The sequence below is a fragment of the Citrobacter meridianamericanus genome (assembly GCF_041320245.1).
Classification (GTDB): Bacteria; Pseudomonadota; Gammaproteobacteria; order Enterobacterales; family Enterobacteriaceae; genus Citrobacter; species Citrobacter meridianamericanus.
In genome coordinates this window covers 1,192,094-1,217,277 of the sequence record NZ_CP101036.1, presented here as the reverse complement: position 1 = coordinate 1,217,277, position 25,184 = coordinate 1,192,094, and the positions used below count along the sequence as shown (strand labels likewise).

General features: G+C 43.5%; 20 protein-coding genes. 11 read left to right on the top strand and 9 right to left on the bottom strand.

The genetic code is table 11. The annotated features are described in order from the left end of the window. Positions 1 to 5: 5 nt before the first annotated feature. The 3 genes from NMD08_RS05840 to dcuC form a co-directional block, all read right to left on the bottom strand. Positions 6 to 350: a nitrous oxide-stimulated promoter family protein gene (locus tag NMD08_RS05840; protein WP_151218396.1), complete on the bottom strand. Its 345-nt coding sequence runs from the start codon at positions 348 to 350 to the stop codon at positions 6 to 8. 84 nt (positions 351 to 434) lie between these two features. Then, a complete protein-coding gene (locus tag NMD08_RS05835; RefSeq protein WP_151224251.1) occupies positions 435 to 2,129 on the bottom strand; it encodes an NAD-dependent malic enzyme in 1,695 nt (564 codons plus the stop codon). Positions 2,130 to 2,180: 51 nt separating this feature from the next. Continuing rightward, the gene (dcuC, locus tag NMD08_RS05830; protein ID WP_151218209.1) at positions 2,181 to 3,548 is read right to left on the bottom strand and encodes a C4-dicarboxylate transporter DcuC; all 1,368 of its coding nucleotides are present in this window, start codon (positions 3,546 to 3,548) and stop codon (positions 2,181 to 2,183) included. 353 nt (positions 3,549 to 3,901) lie between these two features. On the opposite strand from dcuC, the gene NMD08_RS05825 reads away from it, so the two are divergent. Further along, positions 3,902 to 4,795 carry a MurR/RpiR family transcriptional regulator gene (locus NMD08_RS05825; protein ID WP_151218210.1) on the top strand — a complete coding sequence of 298 codons (894 nt, stop codon included), beginning with the start codon at positions 3,902 to 3,904 and terminating at the stop codon, positions 4,793 to 4,795. Between the two features lie 46 nt (positions 4,796 to 4,841). On the opposite strand, the gene NMD08_RS05820 is transcribed toward NMD08_RS05825, so the two are convergent. Beyond that, positions 4,842 to 6,212, bottom strand: a complete 1,371-nt coding sequence (locus NMD08_RS05820; RefSeq protein WP_370619741.1) for an adenylosuccinate lyase family protein — start codon at positions 6,210 to 6,212, stop codon at positions 4,842 to 4,844. Positions 6,213 to 6,619: 407 nt separating this feature from the next. Here NMD08_RS05820 and NMD08_RS05815 point away from each other — a divergent pair, with 407 nt between their 5' ends. The 6 genes from NMD08_RS05815 to sitD all read left to right on the top strand — a co-directional run bounded on the left by NMD08_RS05815 (position 6,620) and on the right by sitD (position 12,061). Then, positions 6,620 to 7,660: a porin gene (locus NMD08_RS05815; protein ID WP_151224253.1), complete on the top strand. Its 1,041-nt coding sequence runs from the start codon at positions 6,620 to 6,622 to the stop codon at positions 7,658 to 7,660. A 10-nt stretch (positions 7,661 to 7,670) separates the two neighbouring features. Beyond that, positions 7,671 to 8,444, top strand: a complete 774-nt coding sequence (locus tag NMD08_RS05810) for a DUF4886 domain-containing protein (RefSeq protein ID WP_151218213.1) — start codon at positions 7,671 to 7,673, stop codon at positions 8,442 to 8,444. A 179-nt stretch (positions 8,445 to 8,623) separates the two neighbouring features. Continuing rightward, the gene (locus tag NMD08_RS05805; protein ID WP_151218214.1) at positions 8,624 to 9,541 is read left to right on the top strand and encodes a metal ABC transporter substrate-binding protein; all 918 of its coding nucleotides are present in this window, start codon (positions 8,624 to 8,626) and stop codon (positions 9,539 to 9,541) included. Beyond that, a complete protein-coding gene (sitB, locus tag NMD08_RS05800; protein ID WP_210905308.1) occupies positions 9,538 to 10,353 on the top strand; it encodes a manganese/iron ABC transporter ATP-binding protein in 816 nt (271 codons plus the stop codon). Before NMD08_RS05805 ends, sitB begins: the two co-directional genes overlap by 4 nt. A gap of 2 nt (positions 10,354 to 10,355) precedes the next feature. Beyond that, positions 10,356 to 11,213 (top strand): iron/manganese ABC transporter permease subunit SitC, encoded by an 858-nt coding sequence (gene sitC / locus NMD08_RS05795; protein ID WP_370619739.1) that lies wholly within the window; start codon positions 10,356 to 10,358, stop codon positions 11,211 to 11,213. Continuing rightward, on the top strand, positions 11,210 to 12,061 hold the full coding sequence (gene sitD / locus NMD08_RS05790) for an iron/manganese ABC transporter permease subunit SitD (protein ID WP_187258908.1): 852 nt from the start codon (positions 11,210 to 11,212) through the stop codon (positions 12,059 to 12,061). Before sitC ends, sitD begins: the two co-directional genes overlap by 4 nt. Positions 12,062 to 12,141: 80 nt before the next feature. Here sitD and NMD08_RS05785 read toward each other — a convergent pair whose 3' ends face one another. Genes NMD08_RS05785 through NMD08_RS05775 form a run of 3 tightly spaced genes read right to left on the bottom strand, consistent with a single transcriptional unit; the run spans position 12,142 to position 14,447 of the window. Then, the gene (locus tag NMD08_RS05785; RefSeq protein ID WP_151218216.1) at positions 12,142 to 13,254 is read right to left on the bottom strand and encodes a M20 family metallopeptidase; all 1,113 of its coding nucleotides are present in this window, start codon (positions 13,252 to 13,254) and stop codon (positions 12,142 to 12,144) included. Positions 13,255 to 13,266: 12 nt separating this feature from the next. Further along, positions 13,267 to 13,731: a YjiG family protein gene (locus NMD08_RS05780; protein WP_151218217.1), complete on the bottom strand. Its 465-nt coding sequence runs from the start codon at positions 13,729 to 13,731 to the stop codon at positions 13,267 to 13,269. Continuing rightward, positions 13,728 to 14,447: a nucleoside recognition domain-containing protein gene (locus NMD08_RS05775; RefSeq protein WP_151218218.1), complete on the bottom strand. Its 720-nt coding sequence runs from the start codon at positions 14,445 to 14,447 to the stop codon at positions 13,728 to 13,730. Before NMD08_RS05775 ends, NMD08_RS05780 begins: the two co-directional genes overlap by 4 nt. Before the next feature lie 738 nt (positions 14,448 to 15,185). Here NMD08_RS05775 and NMD08_RS05770 point away from each other — a divergent pair. Continuing rightward, positions 15,186 to 15,803, top strand: a complete 618-nt coding sequence (locus NMD08_RS05770) for a Fic family protein (protein WP_025367930.1) — start codon at positions 15,186 to 15,188, stop codon at positions 15,801 to 15,803. On the opposite strand, the gene NMD08_RS05765 is transcribed toward NMD08_RS05770, so the two are convergent. After that, a complete protein-coding gene (locus NMD08_RS05765) occupies positions 15,800 to 15,970 on the bottom strand; it encodes a hypothetical protein (RefSeq protein WP_162865967.1) in 171 nt (56 codons plus the stop codon). The two genes, NMD08_RS05770 and NMD08_RS05765, sit on opposite strands and share 4 nt — an antisense overlap. 534 nt (positions 15,971 to 16,504) lie before the next feature. On the opposite strand from NMD08_RS05765, the gene NMD08_RS05760 reads away from it, so the two are divergent. From NMD08_RS05760 to NMD08_RS05750, 3 genes are all read left to right on the top strand, one after another. Beyond that, positions 16,505 to 20,164, top strand: a complete 3,660-nt coding sequence (locus NMD08_RS05760) for an AAA domain-containing protein (protein WP_370619736.1) — start codon at positions 16,505 to 16,507, stop codon at positions 20,162 to 20,164. A 4-nt stretch (positions 20,165 to 20,168) separates the two neighbouring features. Next, the gene (locus tag NMD08_RS05755; protein WP_370619734.1) at positions 20,169 to 21,986 is read left to right on the top strand and encodes a phospholipase D-like domain-containing protein; all 1,818 of its coding nucleotides are present in this window, start codon (positions 20,169 to 20,171) and stop codon (positions 21,984 to 21,986) included. Between the two features lie 194 nt (positions 21,987 to 22,180). Beyond that, positions 22,181 to 23,215 carry a hypothetical protein gene (locus NMD08_RS05750; protein WP_181352228.1) on the top strand — a complete coding sequence of 345 codons (1,035 nt, stop codon included), beginning with the start codon at positions 22,181 to 22,183 and terminating at the stop codon, positions 23,213 to 23,215. A gap of 385 nt (positions 23,216 to 23,600) precedes the next feature. On the opposite strand, the gene NMD08_RS05745 is transcribed toward NMD08_RS05750, so the two are convergent. Next, entirely contained in the window at positions 23,601 to 25,043 is a 1,443-nt protein-coding gene (locus tag NMD08_RS05745) for a hypothetical protein (RefSeq protein WP_370619732.1), read from the bottom strand. Between the last annotated feature and the right edge of the window lie 141 nt (positions 25,044 to 25,184).

Here is a 25,184-nt window from a genome sequence, read left to right as displayed (position 1 = left end):
CTGAATTACTTCTTGCGCTGATATTTCTCTGGCAATTCCGGGACAGGGCGTTTGTCATCAATCAGATGACGCACGGTCAGAATCGGATGACGCCAGAGCATTCTTGGCCCAGCCCAGCGCATAATTTGTTTCATCTCTTCGCGTTTAGTAGGTTGATAACAGTGTACCGGACACTGTTTACAGGCCGGTTTTTCCTCACCAAATACGCACTTATCGAGGCGCTTTTGCGCATAGGCAAACAACGCATCGTAATGCCCCGGCTCGTCTGAAGCCTGCGGACACTGGCTCTCGTAGAGTGAGATCATTCTCCGGATCGTCATTTTTTCACGAGCAATACGTTTGCCGGACATAATGCCTCCATAATTAAGTTGCATAAATAATACACCTTAACCATAGAGGCAACCAAGAGCCGTTAATCATTCCAGGAAAAATGACTAAATAGCTCTGCGTTTATAAGGTCGATAATGCGGTAGCCAAAAGTTATCTTTAATACTCTGCAACAGCGTCTCGTCGCTCATCTTCTCCGCCACACCGGAATGCTGTGCTGCCTTACCGACCTCAAAAGCAACACTGCGAGTCACTTCGCAGATTGTCTTAACCTCCGGTAGCAGAGCACCTTCACCATTGCGCACCAGTGGAGAAGCATTGGCCAGTGCGCAGCTTGCCGCCATCAGCATCGTGTCTGTTATGCGCGTCGCGCCGCTGGCGATAGCCCCCAGACCGATGGCCGGGAAAACATACACGTTATTGCACTGTGCAACGGGAATGGAACCCCCATTAAATACAACCGCATCGCAGGGACTGCCTGTCGCGATGATGGCCCGTCCCTCGGTCCAGCGCACGATATCTTCTGGCCGCGCTTCCATTCTCGAGGTGGGATTCGACAGCGGCATGACAATCGGGCGATCGCAGTATTGATACATCGTGCTAATCACCTCCTGCGAGAACAGTCCGGCCTGGCCCGACACACCCAGCATCACCGTGGGTTTGACATTATGAATCACCTCCAGTAATGACGGCGCCTGCCCATCATACTGCCAGTCAGATAAGGCTTCGGGAGGTTGCGCCAGCGATTGCTGGAAATCAGCTAAGGCATCATTGGTGGTCATCACCAGACCGTCGCGATCCACCATAAAAATGGTCCGTCGGGCTTCAGCCTGGCTCATACCTTCAGATATACGACAGGCAATAATATGCTGGGCGATGCCACATCCTGCCGCACCCGCCCCTACAATCACGATGGGTTGCTGGCAGAGGTCGCGACCGCTACCACGACAGCCCGAGAGAATTGTTGCAAGAGCCACTGACGCCGTGCCCTGAATATCATCATTAAAACAGCATAGTTCATCACGATAACTCGCCAACAAAGGGATCGCTGTATGCTGGGCGAAGTCTTCAAACTGCAGCAGAACGTTAGGCCAGCGTCGTTTAACCGCCGCAATAAACATGCCAATAAATGCGAAGTAATCTTCACCGGTGATACGCGGATGACGCCAGCCGATATAGCGCGGATCGTCCAGCAGTCGTGTATTGTTAGTGCCGACATCCAGAAGAATGGGTAACGTATTCGCCGGATTTACCCCTCCACAAACGGTATAAAGCGACAACTTCCCGATAGGAATACCCATACCGCCAACGCCCTGGTCGCCCAAGCCCAGAATGCGCTCACCATCAGTGACGACAATGACTTTAATATCGTGCCGTGGAATATCATGCAAAATATCGTCAATACGATCGCGATCGGGCCATGAAATAAATACACCACGCGCACGACGATATATCCAGGAGAATTTTTCGCAGGCGGCCCCGACTACCGGGGTATAAACGATTGGCAGCATCTCAGGTAGATGCTTTTTCAGCAGATAATAAAATAACGTTTCGTTGGTATCCTGAATATTACGCAAATAAATATGCCGGGCGTTGTGGGATTCAGCCTCAAGATATTGTTGATACGCCCGCTCGGCTTGTTCATCAATATTCTCAATGGCGCAAGGCAGTAGCCCACTCAGGTTAAAGTCATGTCGTTCTTGTTGCGTGAAGCTGCTTCCCTTGTTCAATAACGGAGACTCAAGCAGTAACTTGCCCGTAAACGGGACGTATAAAACATCGTTTGTCACGTTGCCATCCATAAATTACAACCAGATAAACAATAAGAGCCTGCATTAACAGGCTCTCGGGATTCAAATCAGGACATAGTTGGCAACCAGCATCGCCGCGATACCGGCCAGCGCTGGAAGCAGCGTCCTTCTGACGATCATAAACGGTGAACATTCCCCTGCTTTGCTTACCGCAATAATGATGCCAGCCACAGGAGACATTGAGCGCCCCATTCCCGCCATCAGTTGCATAGGCAGGATCATATTAACGGCGCTTTCGCCAAATTTTGCCGCAATGGAGGGGGCCAGGCCGGAGAAAGAGAAGAAGGCAGCAACGCCAGAGCCAGTCAGTACAGCGGTTACTCCCACCAGCGCGGTCATCACTAGTGTCATGCTGGTAAAGCCCAGACCTGCGTTTTGCACCGACTGCAGCAGGTAGTCCACTGCGCCAATTTTCTGCAGCCCCTGCGCATAGATATCCGCACACACCAGCAAGGAAACGATGCTGGTAAACATGCTGCCCATACCTTTGAAGAAGACCTGTAATCCTTTACAGCAGCTTTTGAAATCTCGGGTTGACACCAGTTCAAAGAAAAATGCGACGACCGCGCCAAGAATCATCGCCGTCACTACATCAATTTTAATAGATTTGATCACCAGCGGGCTAAAGACCAGCACCAGAACCACAGGCAGAACCGGCAGAAGCGCGTAAATAACGGGAGACTTGCGACCCTCTTCTTCCGCTTGCGCGACACTTTGCTCGCCCGGCACGAAGCCATCCTTTTTGTCAAAATATTTCGCGGTGAAGTAAATCACCACCGCAACAGCCAGCATCACCACCACCGCGACCGGCATCTGGTAATGAGCAAAGTAGATAGCGCTTTCCATTCCGGCATGCTTGGCCGCCAAATTCGCTGTTCCAACCGCAGGCCCTAAATCCATAAACGCGCACAGACCAATCATCGCTGCCGCAGAGGCTTTACTGACTCCGAGACGGACCAGAACCGGGAAGAATGTCACCAGCAGCAACATCGCCAATCCCGCCGCACTTGAAATTGCCACATGCAGAAGCTGCGCACAGATGTACCCCAGCGCGAGGATAAGGTAAGGCGCTTTAATCACTTGTAGCGGACGAATGCACATATTAACCATCGCGTTCGACGCTTTGATGTGATCCATATAGCTGGCAAATCCGCCCGCAGCCATGATGATAAGACCAATACCCGCAATTTGTGTGGTCAGCGATTCTTTGGCAAAGCTAAAGATATCCAGCCAGGTTGATCCCGTGGATTTGGCTTTATCATAGAGAATGCTTTTTTCAGGATAAAACAGTACGGTAATGGTCAATAATGCCAATCCAGCGAGTAATAAAACAGTTTGCGGCTGATAATTTTTCACAATTAACCATGCAGCAATAGCTGTTATCACTATAGCTATAATAAACGCTGTCATAATAACAATTCCTATGCCATACAAATCGGGTAGGGTTACCTGTCATATCATCATAGCTTATGTAGGATAGTAAAAAATTACACCTATATATAAGCAGCTATAATATGTACGTAAATTTATCGTATTACATACTCAAATATTGAGATTTAAGTGTAATGGGTTGTGTGGTTGTAAAATACGGGAAAGGTGTTTTCCCACCCCTTTTTGTGAGTAAGATCGCAACTCATCTGAATAAGGTAGCATCCGTAAGAAAAGGCTGGATGCGGGTTTCCAAGATATTCATTCAATGGTTGACGTCGAAAAGGTATTATCCTATAACAACGTTGATATACAACAGCAACCGGGTGTTATCCATGTACAATAAAAACACATTAAGTCTGGATGAGTATAACTTACTGACTCTTAATATGGGTGATCTAACTGAATCTGAGTGCCGACTTAATGAGTACATTAATAAACACTTTAATGAACTCCCTTATCATGGCATTGTTGATCTCTCGCAAAATGCGATGGTAAGCAAAGCAACTATTGGCCGATTTTTAAATAAGATTGGGTTTACGGGTTATGCTGCTTTCCGTAAGGCATTAGATATCACGCTGTCAAAAAATAAAATATCTGCGCCGTTTGAGAAAAACATCAAACTGCGTAACAATCCCAGCATTACCACCGAAACTATCGTTACCGATTTCACCCACAAAGTATCAGAGTTATTTAATCAATTTAAAAATAATATTGATATTGAGAGCCTTAATGCGTTTATCGATCTGGTGCTGAATAATAAACGTCATATTTATGTCGTCGGCCCTTCATCATCTCATGCCATGGCGACGCATTTTTGTACACTGCTAAAGTACTTTCGCAGCAACATCACTCTGTTACCGACGGACATCAGCGAGCTCCCCAAATGTCTCATCAATATTGAGGAAGGGGATGTCCTGATTGTTTTCTCTTACTATCGATTTAACCGGGTCGCCCTCAATATTGCAAAATGGTTCAGAAAAAAGAATGCCGTCGTAGTGTTGGTGACCAACTCAGAGGCGAACCCTTACGGTAAGTTCTGCGATCTGCAGTTTGTTCTCCCAAGCGACGTACATTCCATTTTTCAAAGCCGTATTCTTGGCTTCTTTTTTATCGAACTCATTCTGCATCTGGCTTATGAGAAAGGAGATAGCGAGGGTAATTTTGCCCAACTGGAAGAATTATTCGTCTTTTTCGAAACATTTTCTGCTTCGGCCCACAATACTTAGCGCCACCAACCGCCAGGAGTGTTATCCCTCCCGGCGACATGACGAATCAGGCAATATCTGCGGTTTTCACGCGATCGAACTCAGCGATAGTCTCAGCGATTAGCGCGTCGTTAGCCCCGATATATGACAGCGGCTCGCAGGCGGCAGCAATTTCCGCCCCAGATAATGACGCGCGGATTTCCGGGCTAGCCTGTACGATCTCCATGAAGCTGTGCTCGCCGGTTGCATGCTTCAGCAGCTTTTTCACTAGGTTATAAGCGGACTCTCTGCCAATTTTGGCGGCAAGCTTCATCGTCAGCGATTCCGACATAATAAAGTGCTTTGAGCAGTCAAAATTAGCGCGCATCTTATCTTCATTAACAATGAGATGCGAAAGCAGGCTCTTTGCGCGTGTCAGGCTGGTCGATAACGCATTAGAGGCCTCCGGAAGGATCGTCCAGTTTAATACCCGCATAGAGGCTGCTCGCACATCCTGTTGATCCAGCATTGCTGGCGCGCCGGAAGCATACATCCACCCCATTCTTGCCAGCGTTTGCATCATATTACTGGCGCGTGGATTAACTTTGTGTGGCATGGTGCTGGATCCGCCACCGCCCTCTCCCTCAAGTACTTCAGCAATCGGCGTACGTCCCATTGTTTCGACATCGTTGGCCAGACGACACAGCGTGCCGTGAACAAGAGCAAAAAACTGCACAACTTCAACGACCGCATCCTGACTGGCATTATTAATCCCGCAGGGCACGTTCAGACCCAACGCTAACATCAGCCGCTGGCGTGTTTCCATTCCCTGCTTACCTACAGAAGCCAGATTCCCCACCGCACCACCAAAAAGTCCGGTTACGGCACGCGGATACAGCTGCTGTAGACGTGTCAGGTGGCGGTTTATCTCCGCCAGATAACTGCAAACATGAAGCCCCCACGTCGTTGCAGAAGCATCCACCGAATTGGTTCGTGCAACCATTACCGTGCGAGCATGTCGTAACGCCATCGTTTTCATGGCTTCGCCAACATCAAGCAATTGCTCACGTAACAGTTGCAGCGTTTGCTGCAATCTCATCGCCATGCCTGAGTCCAGTAAATCCTGAGTGGTACATCCCCAGTGCAGAAACTGACTTACCAATGGTGTTCCACTGGCGGAGATCTGATCGATCAGCGGCTTTATAACCATGCCGACGGTTTTTGTTTCTTGCGCCAGGGTGGGCCAGTCAATCTCTATTTCCCGACAGGTTTGTTCAATTTCAACGGCTGCTTGTTGAGGAATAATCCCCAGCTCACTTTGCACGCGAGCTACCGTCGCCTCAAAACGCAACCAACAACGCAGCAGATTGTCGTCAGACCATATTTCCCGCATCTTCTCCTGAGTGAACAATGATGAATAAAGGTCAGAATCAAATACCGTTGTTTGCTTCCCGTACATACAGCGCCTCTCCGGCTAGTGAATGCGTGATAATCGAAAATGTGATTAATCAATTTTGCGGGATTTGTCTGCCAAATTATAGGGGAAAATAGTATTCCCACCCCAAAATAGGCCATGAGAATGTAATATTCCCATTTTCAGTTTTTGCCTTCTGTAAAAATGCGATGTAGTTCACAGTAACTTCTGCATTACAATTTAAGTCACCGTAATACCTTAAAAAAAACACTCATTAAATATAAGAACCATTAATACAATCGCCAAATCAGAGATAGTTATGCGCGAATAATCACATTTCATTACGAGAAAAAATGATTCCCATATCGCTGTCATTCCTTTTCCTCAAACAATTACCTCGCTGTGAAATTTATTTTTATGGTCAGGAAACTAATGCTGATTTGAGGGATAACATGAAACTAAAAAATTATTCACTAATATTACTAATGGGTATGAGTTCCTCGGCGTTCGCCTTAAACGTCTATAATAAGGATGGAAATACGCTGGATATCTATGGTCGTGTTGAGGGCAAAATTGCAAGTGGTCAGAATTCATTCGCTGGCAGTGAAAGTCGAAGTGATTTAGGTGGTCGTATAGGTATTTATCTCACGCGAGATCTAGATCTTCTGCCAGAGACTAAAATCGTAGGCCGACTGGAATGGCAGGTGCGTACCGAAAAAAATGATAATAATACCGGCGAAAGCGATATGGAGGCCCGCTATTCCTATGTCGGCCTGTCGAATAAAACATGGGGTGAACTGATCACCGGGAGAACCAAAAACCCGTTGTATCAGGTAATGAAAATGACCGATAAGTACAAAAACTTCACCCCCAATATCTATAGCTATGGCATTACAACCATTGATGACTCTTACCAGTTCAACCGACAGGACGGCACCGTACAGTGGAACGCCAAATTTGCCGGCAATGAGATTCAACTGGCATGGGTTTCCGGTAACGGCAACAGTGATAACGAAGCTCTGGATTACGGCGCGATGGCCAGCTATCGCAATTCTTTCAAATTTGGCGATTTTAGGATTACACCGGCGATAGCGGCCAGCCGTTATAAACGACAGGACGGGGTAGTGACCACCGATGGACGTAATCAAAACGATCAAATCATGGGAGGATTACAACTCAGTTATAAAGCCTATGAAGTCGCAGTAACCGCATTACGTACGTCTATTTCTCGTGATAACAAAAGCGATAATAATTATAAAGGGATGGATTCGTTCATTTCCTACAACTTTGGCACCGTCAAGGTTCTTACCGGATATAGCTTTTTAAATGAAGATGGTAAAGATATTGCTGAAAAAGAAGACTGGCGTGCTGAAGCGCAATTAACATTGGCTAAAGACACGTGGTTATCATTTACTTACGATAAAGAGTTCGCAAGTAAGAACAAAAAGACCAATGATGATGCGCTTATCGTTGGGCTCCGTTATGATTTCTAAGAGATAAAAAATGAAAAAGATAACATTACTTGCCGCAGCGACGACTTTCGCCTTAAGTAGTATCTGTGTTCAAGCGGATACGTTATTAGCGCCTTCCGCATATGCGAAAATGGATGGTGAGAATAAAATTGTCGCGCTTTATGGTAACTCTTTCACTTTCTATAATAATAATATTAATACCCGCCTGCGGGATTTGACGCAGTCCTTACTGCCTGATCACGCCAAAGGCTATAAATATCGGGGGATCACGATTTCCAGCGGTCATTTAGGCTGGCAAATTGAGAATATGCGCTATCAGAACACGCTACAGAAATGGGATGTCGTCATCCTGCAGGGGAATTCTACAGAAACGATTTCAAAGAAAGAAAGTACCCGACAAAATTTCGTGGACTCTGCAACCCAAATGGCCGAAATGGCGCATAAAGCCGGTGCAAAAGTCGTCTATTTCATGACCTGGCCGAAAAAAGACAAACCCGAAGATAGCCAAAAACTGGCAGATGCTTATATCTCGATTGCGCAAAAAACGGGGGGATATGTAGCTCCGGTAGGTCTGGCTTTCGAGAAAGCGCGTACAACGCACCCAGAAATTAACCTGTATTATCAAGATGGTGTACACCCTTCGATTTCAGGAACATATCTCGCCGCCTGCGTATTTTTCGCTACTCTGTATAATCAGTCTCCGGTCGGCGGTGCGCTTCCCATTGATACGGACATGAACCCTGCTACCGCCAAAGCCTTGCAGCAAGTAGCCTGGGAAACCGTCACTGAGTTCCAGAAATCATAATCATCGGCTTTGTCCTCCCCTGCACGCCGACAATCGTGTCGGCGTAAACGCATATCCTCATCCATTCCTTAGCACCCTACGCAAATAAGAATTATTTTCATTTAATTATACCTTGTGCTATATAACATAGCAAAGGCTATATTTGATGATAAATTAACCATTTTATTGTGAGGGATACTATGCCGCATCTGCCCCATCTGAAATCGCTTCTCCTTGCAAGCGTAATCACGGCGCTGACGCTGTCTCCTGCCTGGGCGAAAGAAAAATTTAAGGTAGTAACCACCTTTACGGTGATTGCCGATATGGCCAGTAATGTGGCAGGTGACGCCGCTGACGTCAGTTCTATCACCAAACCCGGGGCTGAAATTCACGAATATCAGCCCACACCAGGGGATATTAAACGCGCACAGGGTGCACAGCTAATCCTCTCCAACGGCCTCAATCTGGAGCTTTGGTTTGCCCGCTTCTATCAGCATTTATCCGGCGTGCCGGAGGTAATGGTCTCAAATGGCGTGCAGCCAATGGGTATCAGCGAAGGGCCGTACAACGGCAAACCGAACCCGCATGCCTGGATGTCAGCGGAGAACGCGCTCATCTACGTGGATAACATTCGCGATGCGCTGATGAAATACGATCCAGACAATGCTGCCACCTACCAGAAAAATGCGGAGAATTATAAAGCGAAAATCCAGCAGACTCTGGCGCCGCTGCATGATGAACTGATAAAGCTCCCTGCCGATAAACGCTGGCTGGTCACCAGCGAAGGCGCATTCTCTTACCTGGCACGTGATAACGGCCTGAAAGAGCTGTATCTGTGGCCAATCAATGCCGATCAGCAAGGCACGCCCAAACAGGTACGCAAAGTGATCGACGCGATCAAAGAGCATCAAATCCCCACCGTATTTAGCGAAAGCACCGTGTCCGACAAGCCTGCACGTCAGGTCGCTCGTGAGTCTGGCGCGCATTACGGCGGCGTGCTGTATGTCGATTCGCTCAGCGCTGCCGATGGTCCGGTACCGACCTATCTGGATTTACTGCGCGTGACGACACAAACCATCGTCAGCGGCATCAACGACGGGTTAAGGAGCCAAAAATGAGTCAATCTGCGATTACCGTGAATCAGGTTACGGTGACGTATCGCAACGGGCACACTGCGCTGCGGGATGCCACTTTTCAGGTTCCGGGCGGCTCAATTGCCGCCCTGGTCGGCGTCAACGGTTCGGGAAAATCAACGCTATTTAAAGCGTTGATGGGGTTTGTCCGTCTGGCGCGGGGTGAAATCTCTATTCTGCAACAACCGGTTAATAAAGCGCTCAAACAGAATCTGATCGCCTATGTCCCCCAGTCAGAGGAGGTGGACTGGTCGTTTCCGGTGCTGGTGGAAGATGTGGTGATGATGGGACGATTTGGCCATATGGGCTGGCTGCGTCGGCCAAAACAGATCGACCACGACTGCGTAGATACGGCGCTGGCGCGGGTCGACATGCTGGACTATCGCCATCGCCAGATTGGTGAACTTTCTGGCGGGCAGAAAAAACGCGTCTTTCTGGCGCGCGCTATCGCACAGGACGGCCAGGTCATTTTACTGGATGAACCGTTTACTGGTGTAGATGTGAAAACCGAGGCCCGGATCATCGACCTGCTGCGTGAACTGCGTGATGAAGGCCGGACCATGCTGGTCTCTACCCATAACCTGGGCTCCGTCACCGAGTTTTGTGATTACACGGTGATGATTAAGGGCACGGTGCTGGCAAGTGGCCCGACCGAAACCACCTTTACTCCCGAGAATCTCGAGCTGGCATTTAGCGGTGTCCTGCGTCACGTTGCCCTGCGCGGCGGCGAACAGCACGTGATTACCGATGATGAACGTCCGTTTATTTCGCGACGCGCGGCAAGCGAGGGGGAATAATCATGAACTGGCTGACAGAGCCGTTTGGTTACCAGTATATGCTCAACGCCATGTGGGTTTCGGCGATGGTCGGCGGCCTGTGCGCGTTTCTCTCTTGCTATCTGATGCTCAAAGGCTGGTCGCTGATTGGCGATGCGCTATCGCACTCTATCGTGCCGGGTGTAGCCGGAGCCTATATGTTAGGGCTTCCCTTCGCACTGGGCGCATTTCTTTCCGGTGGGCTGGCAGCGGGCAGCATGCTGTTTCTGAATCAGCGTTCACGCCTGAAGGAAGATGCGATTATCGGGCTGATTTTTTCGTCTTTTTTCGGTATCGGGCTTTTTATGGTGTCGCTCAATCCGATGTCGGTGAACATCCAGACCATTATTCTCGGTAATATCCTGGCAATTGCGCCGGAAGATATTCTGCAGCTGGCGATCATCGGTGTGGTATCGCTGACCATCCTGTTATTGAAGTGGAAAGATTTGATGGTGGTCTTTTTTGATGAAAACCACGCCCGGTCTATCGGTCTGAATCCGGGGCGTTTGAAGCTGCTGTTTTTTACACTGCTCTCCGTTTCAACGGTAGCCGCCCTGCAAACCGTCGGCGCATTTCTGGTGATTTGCCTGGTGGTCACGCCCGGAGCCACCGCCTGGCTGTTGACCGATCGTTTTCCTCGCCTGCTGGCGGTTGCCGTAGCTATCGGTAGCCTGACCAGCTTTTTCGGGGCCTGCCTGAGCTACTGGCTGGATGGTGCAACCGGCGGAATTATCGTCGTATTGCAAACACTGCTGTTCCTGCTGGCGTTTGTCTTCGCCCCCAAACACGGTCTGCTGGCGAATCGCCGCCGCGCCCGCAGGATCAATAAGGAGCTGGTATGATCTTAACAACGCTGCTGGAACCCTTTCAGTTTAGCTTTATGGTCAATGCGCTGATCATCTCCACTATTGTGGCTATCCCCTGCGCGTTGTTATCGGTTTTTTTAGTGCTCAAGGGGTGGGCGCTGATGGGTGATGCCATGAGCCATGCGGTTTTTCCGGGGATCGTGCTGGCTTACATCGCGGGCATCCCGCTGGCAATTGGCGCGTTTGTCGCTGGACTGTTCTGCGCGGTAGCCACCGGATACCTCGACGATAACAGCCGCATTAAGCGCGACACCATCATGGGCATTGTTTTCTCTGGGATGTTTGGTGCGGGACTGGTGCTGTATGTTTCCATTCAGTCGGAAGTGCATCTGGATCATATTCTGTTCGGCGATATGCTCGGCATATCACTGAGCGATATCATGCAAACAACGGTGATTGCGTTGGGGATCGCGCTAATCATTGGGCTGAAGTGGAAAGATCTGCTGCTGTATGCGTTCGACCCACATCAGGCCAAGACCAGTGGGCTTAACACCACTCTGCTGCATTACGGCCTGTTGTGTATGATCGCCCTGACGATTGTCGCCACGCTAAAATCGGTCGGGATTATTTTGTCGATTTCTTTACTGATTGCTCCTGGGGCGATTGCAATTTTACTGACGCGGAAATTTTCCAACGCCTTGTGGCTGGCGGTGGCGATGTCGATCGTTACTTCGTTTATAGGGGTATATCTGTCATTTTTCATCGACAGCGCACCGGCTCCCACCATCGTCGTATTATTTTCACTGCTGTTTGTGATTACTTTTATTTATGCAACCCTGCGCGATCGGCGTTTAGAAAATCAGCTTCAGCTACGTGATGTATAAATAATACTTTATAATATGTCAGCTAATTTTTTATTTTGATATGAATATAGCCTCCGGTCAGAGGCTATATTATCAGCAGATTACAACATCGTGATGATACGTTTTAATAAACGAATTCGCTGTTCGATGGAGGAGATATTCAGCCATTCATCAACACCGTGAAAACCCGCGCCGACTGGTCCCAAACCATCCAGCGTCGGGATCCCCAGTGACGCAGTGAGATTAGCATCGCTACCGCCGCCAACGGCCTGCCATGTCACGGCGATCCCTTCTTCCTGTCCGGCTCGTTCAACCAGCGCCATCAGCTGTTGCGTCTCCTCGTTCGCAGCCATCGCAGGCTTATGGCTGACCCGGGTAAGCGTAGTGGTCACGCCCTCAAGAAAACCTTGCTGGCAGAGCGACAGTAAAGCCTGATGGACACGATCATATTCTTCATTGTCCCAAAAGCGCACGTCCAACTCTGCGCGGAGTTTCGCTGCCACCACATTCGCCGCACTGCCACCCTGCACCACCCCCACATTTAGCGTGGTGCCACGCGTCATGTCGGTCAATGCATTAATCGCCAGTACGCTATTAGCAAAAGCGGTAATGGCAGAACGTCCTTTCTCCGGCTCATTGCCGGCATGAGACGCCACACCGTCAAACGTCAGTTGATAGCCTCCCACACCTTTACGCGCTTTCACCAAAGAGCCATCTGCCCGGGCAGCCTCACAGACCAGCACGCAACGTGCGCGTTTCGCCAACGCAGCAATCCACTCGCTGGAGTGAACGCTGCCGGTCTCTTCATCCGGGTTCATTGCTACCGCAATAGATAAACGCGCCAGATGCTCCGCGGGTAACGAGCGCATAGCCCAGAGAATATTTAGCAGGCCGCTTTTCATGTCAGAAACGCCGGGGCCGTAAAGACGGTGTTCATCGCGGCTCATCGGGCGTTCAGCCACCGTTCCTGGCGGAAAAACGGTATCCAGATGACCGACCAGCAGCACATCGTATTGTGTTGCATGAGGCTTATTAGTTACCAGCAACGCCGGGCCGACCTCACTCCCCAAATCCACAAGCTCCGTTTGCCAGCCTTCCTGCTGCCAGAGATCACGCATCACCGCGGCGATATGGGCTACGCCTGCGACCGTTTGCGTTCCGCAGTCAACGTTGACCAGCGTTTGCAGTTCATTAATGTATTTTTCCAAATCCATGGTCATTCCTTATCAGAGAATAATGCGCATCAGCAGCATCGCTAAAAAAGCGTTCAGAACGGAGATAATTATCATCAGGGGAATACGTTTAGCGCTGGTGCCAATAACGCCGAGAATGCGGCCCAAATACTGTACCTGCGACCCCATCAGATAGATTGCCGGTGCCAGAATAGCCAGATGTTCGCCGGTCAGAATGCCTTTATCAAACAGACCAATCGCTACCCCAATCCCACCGCCCATCGACATCCAGCCGCCAATCAATACCGCTGCGGCTTCGCCGGGAAGACCAAAAAGACCCATTAGCGGTGCGAACACCATACCAAGCCCTTTCAGCGCGCCGGTAATCTCCAGCGCTTTGATGATGATAAACGCCATCACCACGTTTGGCAGAGTGCTGGTTGTCGCAATATTCCAGCCTTTACGGGCCCCTTCGACAAAAACATCAGTAATAACCGGATTAGAGGTTGGTGCGCTCATGATGCTTCTCCTGGAGCAGTTGACTGGGTTTTCTTACTGGTAAAAGTCAGGATCAGACGCATTACATTGGCGCCAACAATTTTCATAATGAACATCACAGCCACGCACGCGCCAATAGACGCTGGCACGGCTGGAGTACCGTCCACCGCCATCAGCGTGAACAGAATGGCACCGGAGGAAAAGAAGTTGGTGATCATTGCCCCAGCAGAGAACTGGAACATGGCGAAAATATCTTTTTCGTTTTGCGTAATTTCGCCTTCGTCGGCCAGATTTCGCGTTAACGATGCGCCAACGTCAGTGCTCTGCAGGCTGCCGATCAGCGCCAGGCCGGTATTTCCGGGGATCCCCATCAGAGGACGCAGCAGAGGAGTTAATAAACGACGTGCTGCACGCAAAGCGCCATAGTGTTCAAGCACGTTGATCATGCCAAGGGCAAACATGACAGCAGGAATTAATCCCAGTGCAAAGAGAAAACCATCCATGGCACCGTGACCGCCGGTACCACGAAACGCACTGGTCGTTGTCGTCAGCGTATCCCCCTCGAGACTCGCTTTACTGACGACTTTACCGAAAGCACCGTTCAGGGTGGTGAAATCAAATACGCCATACCATTCTTTGCCGCCGAGTAGTCCGGAGAAAAATACTGCAGCGAATGCCAGAGCAAAATAAGCCCCCGGCCCTACCTTATTATCCTGGGAGGGTAAACTCATATCCATTTCCTTATTGATGTGGAGAATCACCGCATCATTTTGGATACGCAAGGAATAAATAAAGTGATTTAAATCATTTCTGTGGCGTGTACATTCCAGAAATTTTAAAAAATGTGACGTATTAGAGTTTGCCCTTTAAATAAAACCATCTCGTTAATATTTAAATTAATCATTAGTTATGTAATGAATAGTAAACATGCAACTGGGAGGGTGAGCAACCTTAAATTAAATAAATAAAAAGATTTACAGATATAATAAATTATGCCGCTGTAAAACTTTCTTACAACTCCACTCCTTCCCACAAATACCAGGCGTATTTAATGTCATTTTTTGTAGCGGCAAAACCTACGGGTGAATCTCAGTCGTTGTCGGTGATAAGATAGACTATTCTGGCCGAGCCAAAGCTCGTCGTTACTGCCCGTCAGGCGGCTTTCGAATGACAAATTTGTGGGTTTATGCAAGTTTCCAGGGGCTTGCATGAGACTACCCAGGTACCCAAAAAGATTAAAAAAAGAGCAAAGAAGATATGAAAGAGTCACTTGATAAGGACTTCTCTAGCCACACCCCGATGATGCATTGGTGTGTTAATGCTGATTATTAAAGATTATTTTCCACCAGAGAATAAAAACTACATTTTAACCTACACTTTTGTAACTATCTGATTTTAAGAATATTGTTTGCTGTACTCATCCAGCGTTATACTCCCTCTGTTTTCCCATCCTTCTAATAACACAGGGCATCTCCATGAGCCGATACCATGTATCCAGCAGTGAAGGCCAGTATGAGAAAGACTCTGGCGAGCAGGTTTTGGCTAATAAGCTGGGGATCGCGACTTCTGATGAGATGGATGAGGCTGAACTTGTCCTGTTAGAACAACTCTACCAGTCTGTTTTTGAAGAGCAGTTCCCGGAAGGACAGCTCAGCGTAGCCATGCTAAAAAGCTGGCATCGCCGCTGGTTAGGTAACATCTACGAGTGGGCTGGACAAGAAAGAGCAGTTAATATCAGCAAAGGCGGCTTTATGTTTGCCCCCTCAGCGCAGTTGCCAAAACTGCTGAACGAATTTGATAACAAGTATCTGGCTCAATACACACCGTGTAGCGGCATGGACGAAGAACAACTCATCACCGCTATCGCCATCACCCATGTCGAGCTGATACTTATCCATCCATTCAGAGAGGGAAACGGGCGCCTGTCGCGACTGCTAGCCGACGTGATGGCCGTTCAGGGAGGATACAAACCGCTGGATTATCAAAGCTGGGAGGAAAACAAAACCCAGTATATCTCGGCTATTCATGCAGGTGTATCAATGGACTATGAGCCGATGAAACACTGGGTCAGTGAAGCATTAAGAAAGATCTAAGCGAGGCGAAGATGCGCGAATTTCTTGCGTGCAGCTTCAAGTGAAGCTTCAACGCTAGCTGACGGCTGGCCGGTTTCGACGGCTGTTGATGTCGCCACAGAACGCATAATGTCCGAGCGAGAAGGTTTAGCATAAGTTGCATGCTCTTTTTTTCTGTTATTGCTCATTAAGCCTCCTCTACATCCAACGATGTTACGCATGAAGCTATGCGAAAGAGTATTATACCAAAACTTTTAAACGACGCCACCTCTACAACCTCAGACGAACAATGCCCTTATCAAACCTGCTTGATAAGCGGGGAATCGACAAAAAATTCGCAATCAATAAATTGACATAAAGCATCTCAAGGATGCGGAAAGGTTTGCTACTAAAGAAAAAAATAAATTCCTTTTAATTCATGATGTTGTTAGCTAAAGTGTTTTTATTAGCTTGAGGGTAGAATTCCTTAGGGCGGTAGCGTTCCTATAACAGAATTAACGTGATCTGATTCACAAGTTTACAAAATGACAGAAGGACACATCTATTCAAAATAACAGCGTATATTTTCAAGATAGTAAACATAATCATCACAACCCTTTTAATAAGTCATTAATAATTTTAAACTGTCATACTCTCAAGCTTTTGAAAACAAATAATATCTTTATAACCACTTCAAAACGACTATAGATATGAGCTAGCGAAACTAATCATCTGGAGCATAAATGGAAACTTATCTCACCGGAAACTTCCTCAATCAATATGAGGATATTAATACTCTAAATGAATATGATAGAGAAAATGGCAAACCATGCTTATTAGAGGCTGCGCAAAATGCCAAGCGAGTGCTAATAAAATTTTGGCCTAAAGATGAATCAAAAAACAACGATATAATTGAAGATTTGTGGCGATATGAAATAAGACAACTCCATAGGCTGAAAGGTTTGCCCGGTCTAGGAGACTATATATCTTCTATAGTTGACTCAGGAAAAGATGAAAGGGGATTTTACTTAGTATTGGATGCAGACTTCAGAGTTCCTCTGTCATATATATTTAAAGAAAAAAAGACACTAAGCTTAAATAAAGAATGGATCAGGAATAGTAGAAAAATTGAGAATAGAATCAAACTTTGGCATAATTTTATAAGAATTATTAAAGCCATCGAACTATTGCATTCCCAAGGTCTGCTTCATAGGCATCTGGATAAAGATTCTATACTAACTGATCCTAGATCACTTGACTTTGACTTCCAATTAACCGGCTTCGAATGGTCACTACGCGTCCACGCTGTTTCAGATAAACATAACGAATATACATCTAGAGATTTGAAGATTAATAAGCAGTATTCTTTTTTATCTGATTGGGCTGATTTAGGTTTTCTAATAGCCGAATTACTTAACATAAGCTCAGATAGATTAATAAATCTTCAAGTCACAATTAATGATTTAGTAGATGAAACCGATCTAATTCTTGATGAATTAATTTTAATTCGCGGATTGATTGGTGTTATGAAATTAGAAACCAACTTATCGAGGGAGGCCATAAATGGCTCTATAATAATAGAAAAAGCAAACACTATATTGAAGTCATTAGAATCTCTAATTTCAAAAGAAAATTCAACTAGGCATATTGAATTTCTTTTTTCGGCAAAAGCAAACTCGGAAGTAACACCAGACAAAATAACATCTGTTTTTAATGCCATACAATATACCATAAATAGAGATCATGGAATCACAATTTCAGATAAAGATATTGATGAATGCTTAGACTTTATAACAAGGGATCTATCAGGGAAAATATACCTATCTATAAATAAAAATAGAAGTAATAAAGAAGAAATACTTCTTTACGGAGAAAAACTCACTTATGTACTAGAGAAAAAACGCAACGGTAAAACAGAGGACTCTGATTGGAACATTGCATTCTGCCATGCTGCTTATGTTGAGCCTCCAAGACAAATAAAATTCAAAGCTAAAAGAATAGCTTTAGAAAGAGACGTATTAAAATGTATTCAGTTTAAATCTAACAATCGTTCTCAAGGTATATATAACTCTTGGGATGATCTAATCCTTGAACTTGAACGAGATGATAATAATATTCTTCCCAATAGAGTTATTGTCGAAGGGTTTGCTATATATCACCTAACAGAAATAGCTTTCGCAAAATCAGAAATTTACCCTGTAACATTAATTAGTTATGATAAGGACAAAACAGAGTCAAAGTTTTTTACAGTAAGAATACAATGCAGACAAGATGATGACCATATATCGACATCATTAGGTATTAAACCACCTGCGATTCGATTATATGACAACTTAGAGAATGATAGAATTAATTCAATAAGCTGGATTCTTACAGAAAACAACAACTTCTATGATGGTGATAATGAAGTAACATTGGATTTTATAAAGACAGAAAGAAACCATGAAGGGGTTTACGAATACATATTCACAACAAATACACTAAACCCAGGTTTCAAAAAATGCTTCCTTATACCTTCATCAGTACAGGGAACTATTAAGCAATTAAGTAGAAGAGCATCATCTATAGATGAATTAAGTAACCACGCAGAGTTAAGGAGTATGTTAGATGATCCTTACAATAACACTATTATATCTGAAATAAATAACAACCTTCATAGTTCTTTTTATTCACTGGATGAATCTAAAAAAGATGCATTTGAAAAAATAAATAAGACTTTGCCTATATTCTTAGTCCAAGGACCTCCTGGTGTTGGGAAAACATATCTGATAACGACTCTTGTAAATCAAATATTCTCTAATGAAAGTGAGAGTCGAATAGTTCTAACGGCACAAAGTCATTCTACTGTCCAGCATTTATACCAAGAAGTGACTTCATCCTTAGATATAACGAACTCCAAACCATTAATTGTTAGTTGTATAAAAAAAGATTCGGATGATGATAGCGATGACATATCAATAAACCAATTAGACTCCCTTGCGCTAGAATATATTAAAAAATTTATTGATAGTGATATTTTTGATGAATGTACATCAACTATAAGTAAAAATTCAATTATATCAGCCAGTCGTAAATCATCCAAATCAGACAGATATTCTCTTATCAAACAGATATTGAAATCTGCAAATATGGTTTTTGCTACAACTAACTCCAGACAAGTAGAAGAATTAATTAGTGAGAAATCACAATTTGACTGGTCAATAATGGAAGAAACAGGAAAAGTCACAGGCGTAGAACTTCTTAGCCCGATGTTACTTTCATATAGAAGACTGATGATAGGTGATCATAAGCAGTTACCCCCTTATGCAACAGAAAAAATGAGAGAGATCCTCACTGACATTAATAAATTGAAGAACGCAATAATTATTGCAACTGATATAAATAATCAACAAATAAAAGGTGATTGGATAAAAGAGCGTTTTACTGAAAATTTTATCTCAACAATTGATAACGAAACACTTGAAAAATTGAGTTCTAGTGCAGTCAGGCTTCATCTCTTATTTGAAAGTCTTGTGCTTGAAGAAAAAGTGAAATCACAAAAATATATAGATCGTTACGGTGATGATAGAAAGCATAGAAAAATTGCGAGCATGCTTAATTTCCAACATCGTATGCATCCAGATATCGCAAACTTGATCTCTAGCGTATTTTACGATAAAAAGCTTAAAACAGAACCTTCAAAAGAAAAATTCTATAGAGATGCAAATACTATTACCCCTTTTACATTTAAACCTAACTCACCATTACTTAACTCCCCCGCAATTATATGGATTGATACCCCCGATGTTCAACAAACTAAAAACAATTATGCTGCAGAATCTCTTCCTGTTTGGACAAATAACTTAGAAAAAAATACTCTTTTATCCGTTCTTGAACATTTGAGGGTGAATTCAAAAGCAGAAAAAACACCAAAACTAGCAATTATGTCACCTTATGCAAAGCAGGTAGATTTAATTAAGAGAAGTCTGGATAAAAAACTGCATAAAGAACCAAATTCGTTACAAATAGAATATTTTCAAAAACCAGATGATCATTCTTCATTTTGTAGCACTGTTGATGGTTTTCAAGGGGCTGAGGCTGACATAGTTATTGTATCTATGGTTAGAAATAATCATCATTCTTATGTTAGAGCATCTCTAGGATTTCTCCTTGATAGTAGGCGCATGAATGTCCTACTAAGTAGAGCAAAATATAAGATGATAATTATTGGTTCATTCGAATTCCTTAAATATTGGTCTGATTTAATCGACAAAAAAGAAATTAAAAAAGGTGATTTAAGCAATCAATTTTTAGTCGTTCTTGTCAATAAACTCATCGAATATGAGCGTGAAGGATTATTAAAGAAGATTGACTCTAGAGAATTCAAACACGTAAAACAAGATAAGAATAAGAAAAGGACTTAATATCATGTCACTAACTACATACGTAATAGTACCTTTTGGATACGGCATGCATCGTTTTAGTTTAGCGAAAGCCAAACCTTGGGGGCCAATTGAAAAAATATTGTTAGGGTATATTGCTAAAACACCTTGTACCTCAACTTTTTTAGCTAGGACATCAAATCTCCCCAGGCAACTCGTCGTGGAAATGCTAATCCCTCTGATGAAAGCTGGATGGATCGAAATAAAACCAATCAATGATGAATATTTTTTTGTAACAACGAACAGGGGGGCAGAAGTAGCCTTATATGAAGAACTACCTACTGATAGCATCCCTTATTCAAGAGTTAGAAGTTTTATGGTGGACCCTTTGACTCGTGAGTGTTACCGATACGAGAAAAGAAAAAAGAAACAAAGTTTTCAACTATACTCTAAACATAATATTTTAGATGCTACAAAGTCATTCCGTGGTTTATGCTCTGAATTAAATATCATCTCTAGCTACACTACTACCTTATCTAGAATTTATGAAAAAATCACAAATTACGATGAAGAGGTTATTGATATAGAAGATGACATAATAGATACAAATTATTCTAAAAATATACATTTTGCTCTTGCCGCCATAGACGACATGGGGAATATTACAGGAGTGCCCGAAATATCAGATGAATTAAAGTGTGAGATACTTAAAAGAGATAAGAAGATTCGTGAGCGCGCAGAGATATTAGATATAAGTAAATCTGATATCTATGTTGGAGAAAATATTAATGAAACTGTTAAAACGTTACCAAAACGTTTAATTAACAAAGAGCAAGTTAGACTGATTGCAGGTCCCGAAGAACATCGGATGCATCTTTTCAATTCAATAATCAATGCAAAAAGTAGATTAATTATACATTCTACATTTATCAATGAAGAATGTATTGCTGATGTGTTTGATAATTTAATAGATGCGGCACAACGATCAGTCCAAATTGATATTCTATGGGGCCAAACAGAACCAGAGGAACAAAATAAACTTGAATCTTATAAAAATGTCATAGCCAAATTTGACGAATTAAATAACAAAATAGTACAAAAAGGATTATCTACACAAATAAAATTCCATAGGGCCCCCACTCTATCTCATGCAAAATTCATAATCCATGATGAAATACAGGGTATTTACAGCGCTACATTAGGTTCGTGCAATTGGCTATCGAGCAGATTTAATAGATTTGAAGTATCTGCCTGTATAACCGACGATTTAATCGTAGCAGATTTAACTGATATATGCTCCCATCTATCAATGGGTGGAACTGGATTAGCAAATAACCTGAGCAGAGAACTAGCTGTTTTCTCTGCAACCTTATATAAAAATGTTAGTATACGCAAAGAATCAGATGGTAATACTAGCGTTCAAATAATTTCTGCACCTGAGCATCACCCTATAGTAAAACAAGCTTGCAATGTAGTTAAAAACAATATATTTATTTGTAGTCATAGAGTTAGCTATGCGGGTGATAGACCTATAATATTACCGCTGAAAACCGTGAAAGCGCACGATAAGAATATATCTATTGATATTGCTTATGGAAGATCAAGTGGGGATCTAAAATCAGCCGAGCTTAAGGAATTAAAACAAAATCTTCAGTCTTTAGGTTTCAATATTACAACCGCAGATAATCCTCAAGTACATGCTAAGTTTTTCTCTTGGGACAATAACAATATTGTAGTCACAAGTCTTAACTGGTTGTCATCTTCTTCTAAGGGCGATATTTACAATGAACTAGGTTTCCTTATTACACTTCCTGGCATTGGAAATGAAGTGAAGGAAAAATTCCATGAAATGTATCCAGAATAATATTTATTGTTAGAACTCATTATATGCCATCCTATAATGATGGCATATACCCCCCTAATAACTACATAGCAGAGACCCCTTTACCAATAACCTTCTGTAAAGTTACATCTCTTAATGATGAAAATGTCATATATATTATTAGTTACACAAGTATATTCATCTCAGCACACATTAAAATATAAGGAGAGGTTTTGATGGCAAGAAAGAAAATTTGGGCATACGCCATCGATAACAAAGAGGAATACATTAAAAATAAAGAAACAAATAAAGAGCGATTATTCTTTATTTGGGAGGTTATTAAGATGCGAAAAGAAAACCCTAAAGAGCTTTCTTTGCTAACCTTTATGAGCACACAATCTAACAAGGATAAACGAGCAGAATTAACACCAGTTAAAAAAACAAAAACCGCCTTTTTCAGATATAAATCTGATTCAACTACATTTACCGAAAGCCATGATTCTGATTCAGAATACATATCTCATGAAACTGCAATTCTAGTTTTATCGGAAATGAAAAAAATAAATTTTCAAGATAAAGATAAAAATTATGAGATTGAATTCGACAATATAAAAAAAGACGACTTACAAATCAAATTCGAAGATGGATCAATTTATTATCCTGATCTAGTAGGTTTTTTTAGCAAACCAATAGAATTAGCCAGGAAATGGGGGGGGAAAGTAGCCATTGAAGTTAAAGTAACTCACAAATGCAGTTATGAAAAAATAAAAGATTTTCAAGACCATAACATACCCATAATTGAAGTTTCATTATCGGATAAGATGAGGCTCAATTCAGAATTAAACAATACTGATATCGATGAAAATGAAATGGAACGATATTATAACTTTTTAAAGAGCAAATTTAATAACATTGTTTATATGAAAATATTATCTGACCCTATAATGTTAAATGAGCATAAATTTATAATTAACAAAAAAAATGAAACGATTATTAAGGCTATAAAAGAGATTGAATCATTTAAAGGCCAGCTGGCAAAAGAAACTGAAAAAAAAGAATCATTTGAATCAACAATAAAAGAAATGAAACAGGAAATATTTAAGCTAAAAGAATCAATCGATAATACAAAACATCTTAATAATTCTTTGCTAACGCAATTAGATAATGAAAAAAACAGAGCTAATTCATTCAATGAAAAAATTAATGAATTAAAACTCAAGGATTATGAAAGCATGAACTTTCTAGAGCGTTTTAAACGACTTTTCAGGTAAATTTTTTAATAAAGAATTAAGAAAACAACAAGATGCAACAGAAGATATATATGTATAAAACTCTCCAACTAGAAATTATTTACGAATATATAATACCTTAGGAGTTAAATTTTATCTATTGCTTCCGCTCAATCAAAAGATATGGATGGGACCATTCAGTAACCTCCTCATATGAAACAAACCCATCGTGCTCCAGTGCGCAAACGCCCTTATGGCTGGCAACATAATCGTATACAGACTGACTTTCCAGCCCCTTTAGCATGCGCGACAGCAGCTTCCGGCGCATCACATCTGACTTCCTGCGTTTACGCGCTGCCACATCTTTATAGATAATGTTGTATGAAGATGGCGGGTCAAGATTAGATTAACGTTTAATGTTTAATGTTTAATGTTTTGTTTTCAATTCAAGATAAGGGTGATTCCAGCATATCTCACAGTTACTCACCATCCCATCATGCTCAATCGAGCCGCATACCCCTGGATTAGCCAGCACTGCTTCATACACCGCCTTACTCTCAATACCTTGGATCATATGCGAAAGAACACACCGACGAACACTCGCGGTGATCTTGTCAGGTTTAACCATCAAAGACTGACGGACAGCATTGCGTATGGCCCAACCGCGACCGGGGCAATTAACATGCTCATCAAGATAACGCGCCACCAACGCGTTAAGTGCCCTTCTCACGGGCCGAACAAACTCAATCCACTCATCAGCCACACACACCGCTTCATTGTAGCCATACAAATCACAAAGCTTACGAAACGCAGCGCTGTCCTTATGCTTACGAAACTCTCCGAGTGAATAAATCAGAGTATAGATAAGCAACTTAGCAGCCTTTTGATCAACGTTGAACCGACGCATAACCTTCTTCTTGGTGATCTTTGCCAACCGCTTACATTTGATGCCGTATCTCTCCAGTTCATGTTTCAGAATAGTCAGTTGACTGCTTTTGATATCGTAGTTAATACCCACAACAACCGCCCATTTGATCGCAGCCTTTAGCGCCTGAAAGCCACCATTCTTCTCAAATGAACGGGTTCCCCGCTCTGCCAGTTTGTATTCAGGAAAATATTCAACCACCAAAGGAACGCTTGAAACCATCCTGCAACCACGCTCAGCCAGATGCTGGAGGAAGTGAGACTTCAGAGCAGCCTCCCTCTCGTCTTCAGGAACGTAGGCCTGTAGCTTATCAAGGTTGATACGCAACGCCCCCATGTTGAGATACACCTGACGCATATATTGCTGGGTTTCACGGGATACGTGACGCGTAGCATGGCGGGGCTTATTGAAGTGCGATAACGCTTTTTGGATCAATTGCTCTTCTGTCATGATCTTTTGGTTATGAACACGCTTACCCACGGACAGATAAATGTAACGGTCATCGCGCTGCTTGTAGTCATCAGGCGAGACTTCAAACCAGCGTTTTAGGTATGCCTTGGACAAAGCAAAAGTACGACTTTTCCCATTCCCCCATGAATGAATTTTAATATCTATAATCCCTGCATCTTTCAGCAACTCTAACGCCCGGTCACAACACAGGTATTTATTCTGTTTAAAGACAAACGGTAATTCCTTTTTACCCAGCTCATTATATATTGGCGAGTATTGTGTCCATGGATTATCCTCCGGGGTGTCTTTAGCATAAAGGAAGTTATTACAAATCAGATGCTGCAAAAACCGTTGAATATCCAGATAGTATGACGGAGACTGGCGACCATCTTTCCCAATGAAAGGTATGTTATGTACATCCTCAATGAACTTATTATAAGTATCAAGTGTAACCAGAATGCCACGTTTAATAATATAACCTACAGAATATTTCACAGAATACCTCGTAATTGAAAGTTGCATAACACAAAAAACACAGTTGTTTTTTACTACACTGAAATTTACAACATCAATTACGAATACCTTAATGAAGGCCAATTTTTTTCATATCACTCATTCACTCATAACACTCACGCT

Bases quoted from the DNA above. Each gene is read 5' to 3' on its own strand.
- NMD08_RS05805 (WP_151218214.1), top strand. From the start codon at position 8,624: ATGCCGCATCTGCCCCATCTGAAATCGCTTCTCCTTGCAAGCGTAATC.
- NMD08_RS05755 (WP_370619734.1), top strand. From the start codon at position 20,169: ATGTCACTAACTACATACGTAATAGTACCTTTTGGATACGGCATGCAT.
- sitB (WP_210905308.1), top strand. From the start codon at position 9,538: ATGAGTCAATCTGCGATTACCGTGAATCAGGTTACGGTGACGTATCGC.
- NMD08_RS05815 (WP_151224253.1), top strand. From the start codon at position 6,620: ATGAAACTAAAAAATTATTCACTAATATTACTAATGGGTATGAGTTCC.
- sitD (WP_187258908.1), top strand. From the start codon at position 11,210: ATGATCTTAACAACGCTGCTGGAACCCTTTCAGTTTAGCTTTATGGTC.
- NMD08_RS05840 (WP_151218396.1), bottom strand. From the start codon at position 350: ATGTCCGGCAAACGTATTGCTCGTGAAAAAATGACGATCCGGAGAATG.
- NMD08_RS05760 (WP_370619736.1), top strand. From the start codon at position 16,505: ATGGAAACTTATCTCACCGGAAACTTCCTCAATCAATATGAGGATATT.
- NMD08_RS05820 (WP_370619741.1), bottom strand. From the start codon at position 6,212: ATGTACGGGAAGCAAACAACGGTATTTGATTCTGACCTTTATTCATCA.
- NMD08_RS05835 (WP_151224251.1), bottom strand. From the start codon at position 2,129: ATGGATGGCAACGTGACAAACGATGTTTTATACGTCCCGTTTACGGGC.
- NMD08_RS05765 (WP_162865967.1), bottom strand. From the start codon at position 15,970: ATGAGCAATAACAGAAAAAAAGAGCATGCAACTTATGCTAAACCTTCT.
- NMD08_RS05770 (WP_025367930.1), top strand. From the start codon at position 15,186: ATGAGCCGATACCATGTATCCAGCAGTGAAGGCCAGTATGAGAAAGAC.
- NMD08_RS05750 (WP_181352228.1), top strand. From the start codon at position 22,181: ATGGCAAGAAAGAAAATTTGGGCATACGCCATCGATAACAAAGAGGAA.
- NMD08_RS05825 (WP_151218210.1), top strand. From the start codon at position 3,902: ATGTACAATAAAAACACATTAAGTCTGGATGAGTATAACTTACTGACT.
- dcuC (WP_151218209.1), bottom strand. From the start codon at position 3,548: ATGACAGCGTTTATTATAGCTATAGTGATAACAGCTATTGCTGCATGG.
- NMD08_RS05785 (WP_151218216.1), bottom strand. From the start codon at position 13,254: ATGGATTTGGAAAAATACATTAATGAACTGCAAACGCTGGTCAACGTT.
- NMD08_RS05775 (WP_151218218.1), bottom strand. From the start codon at position 14,447: ATGGATATGAGTTTACCCTCCCAGGATAATAAGGTAGGGCCGGGGGCT.
- NMD08_RS05810 (WP_151218213.1), top strand. From the start codon at position 7,671: ATGAAAAAGATAACATTACTTGCCGCAGCGACGACTTTCGCCTTAAGT.
- NMD08_RS05780 (WP_151218217.1), bottom strand. From the start codon at position 13,731: ATGAGCGCACCAACCTCTAATCCGGTTATTACTGATGTTTTTGTCGAA.
- sitC (WP_370619739.1), top strand. From the start codon at position 10,356: ATGAACTGGCTGACAGAGCCGTTTGGTTACCAGTATATGCTCAACGCC.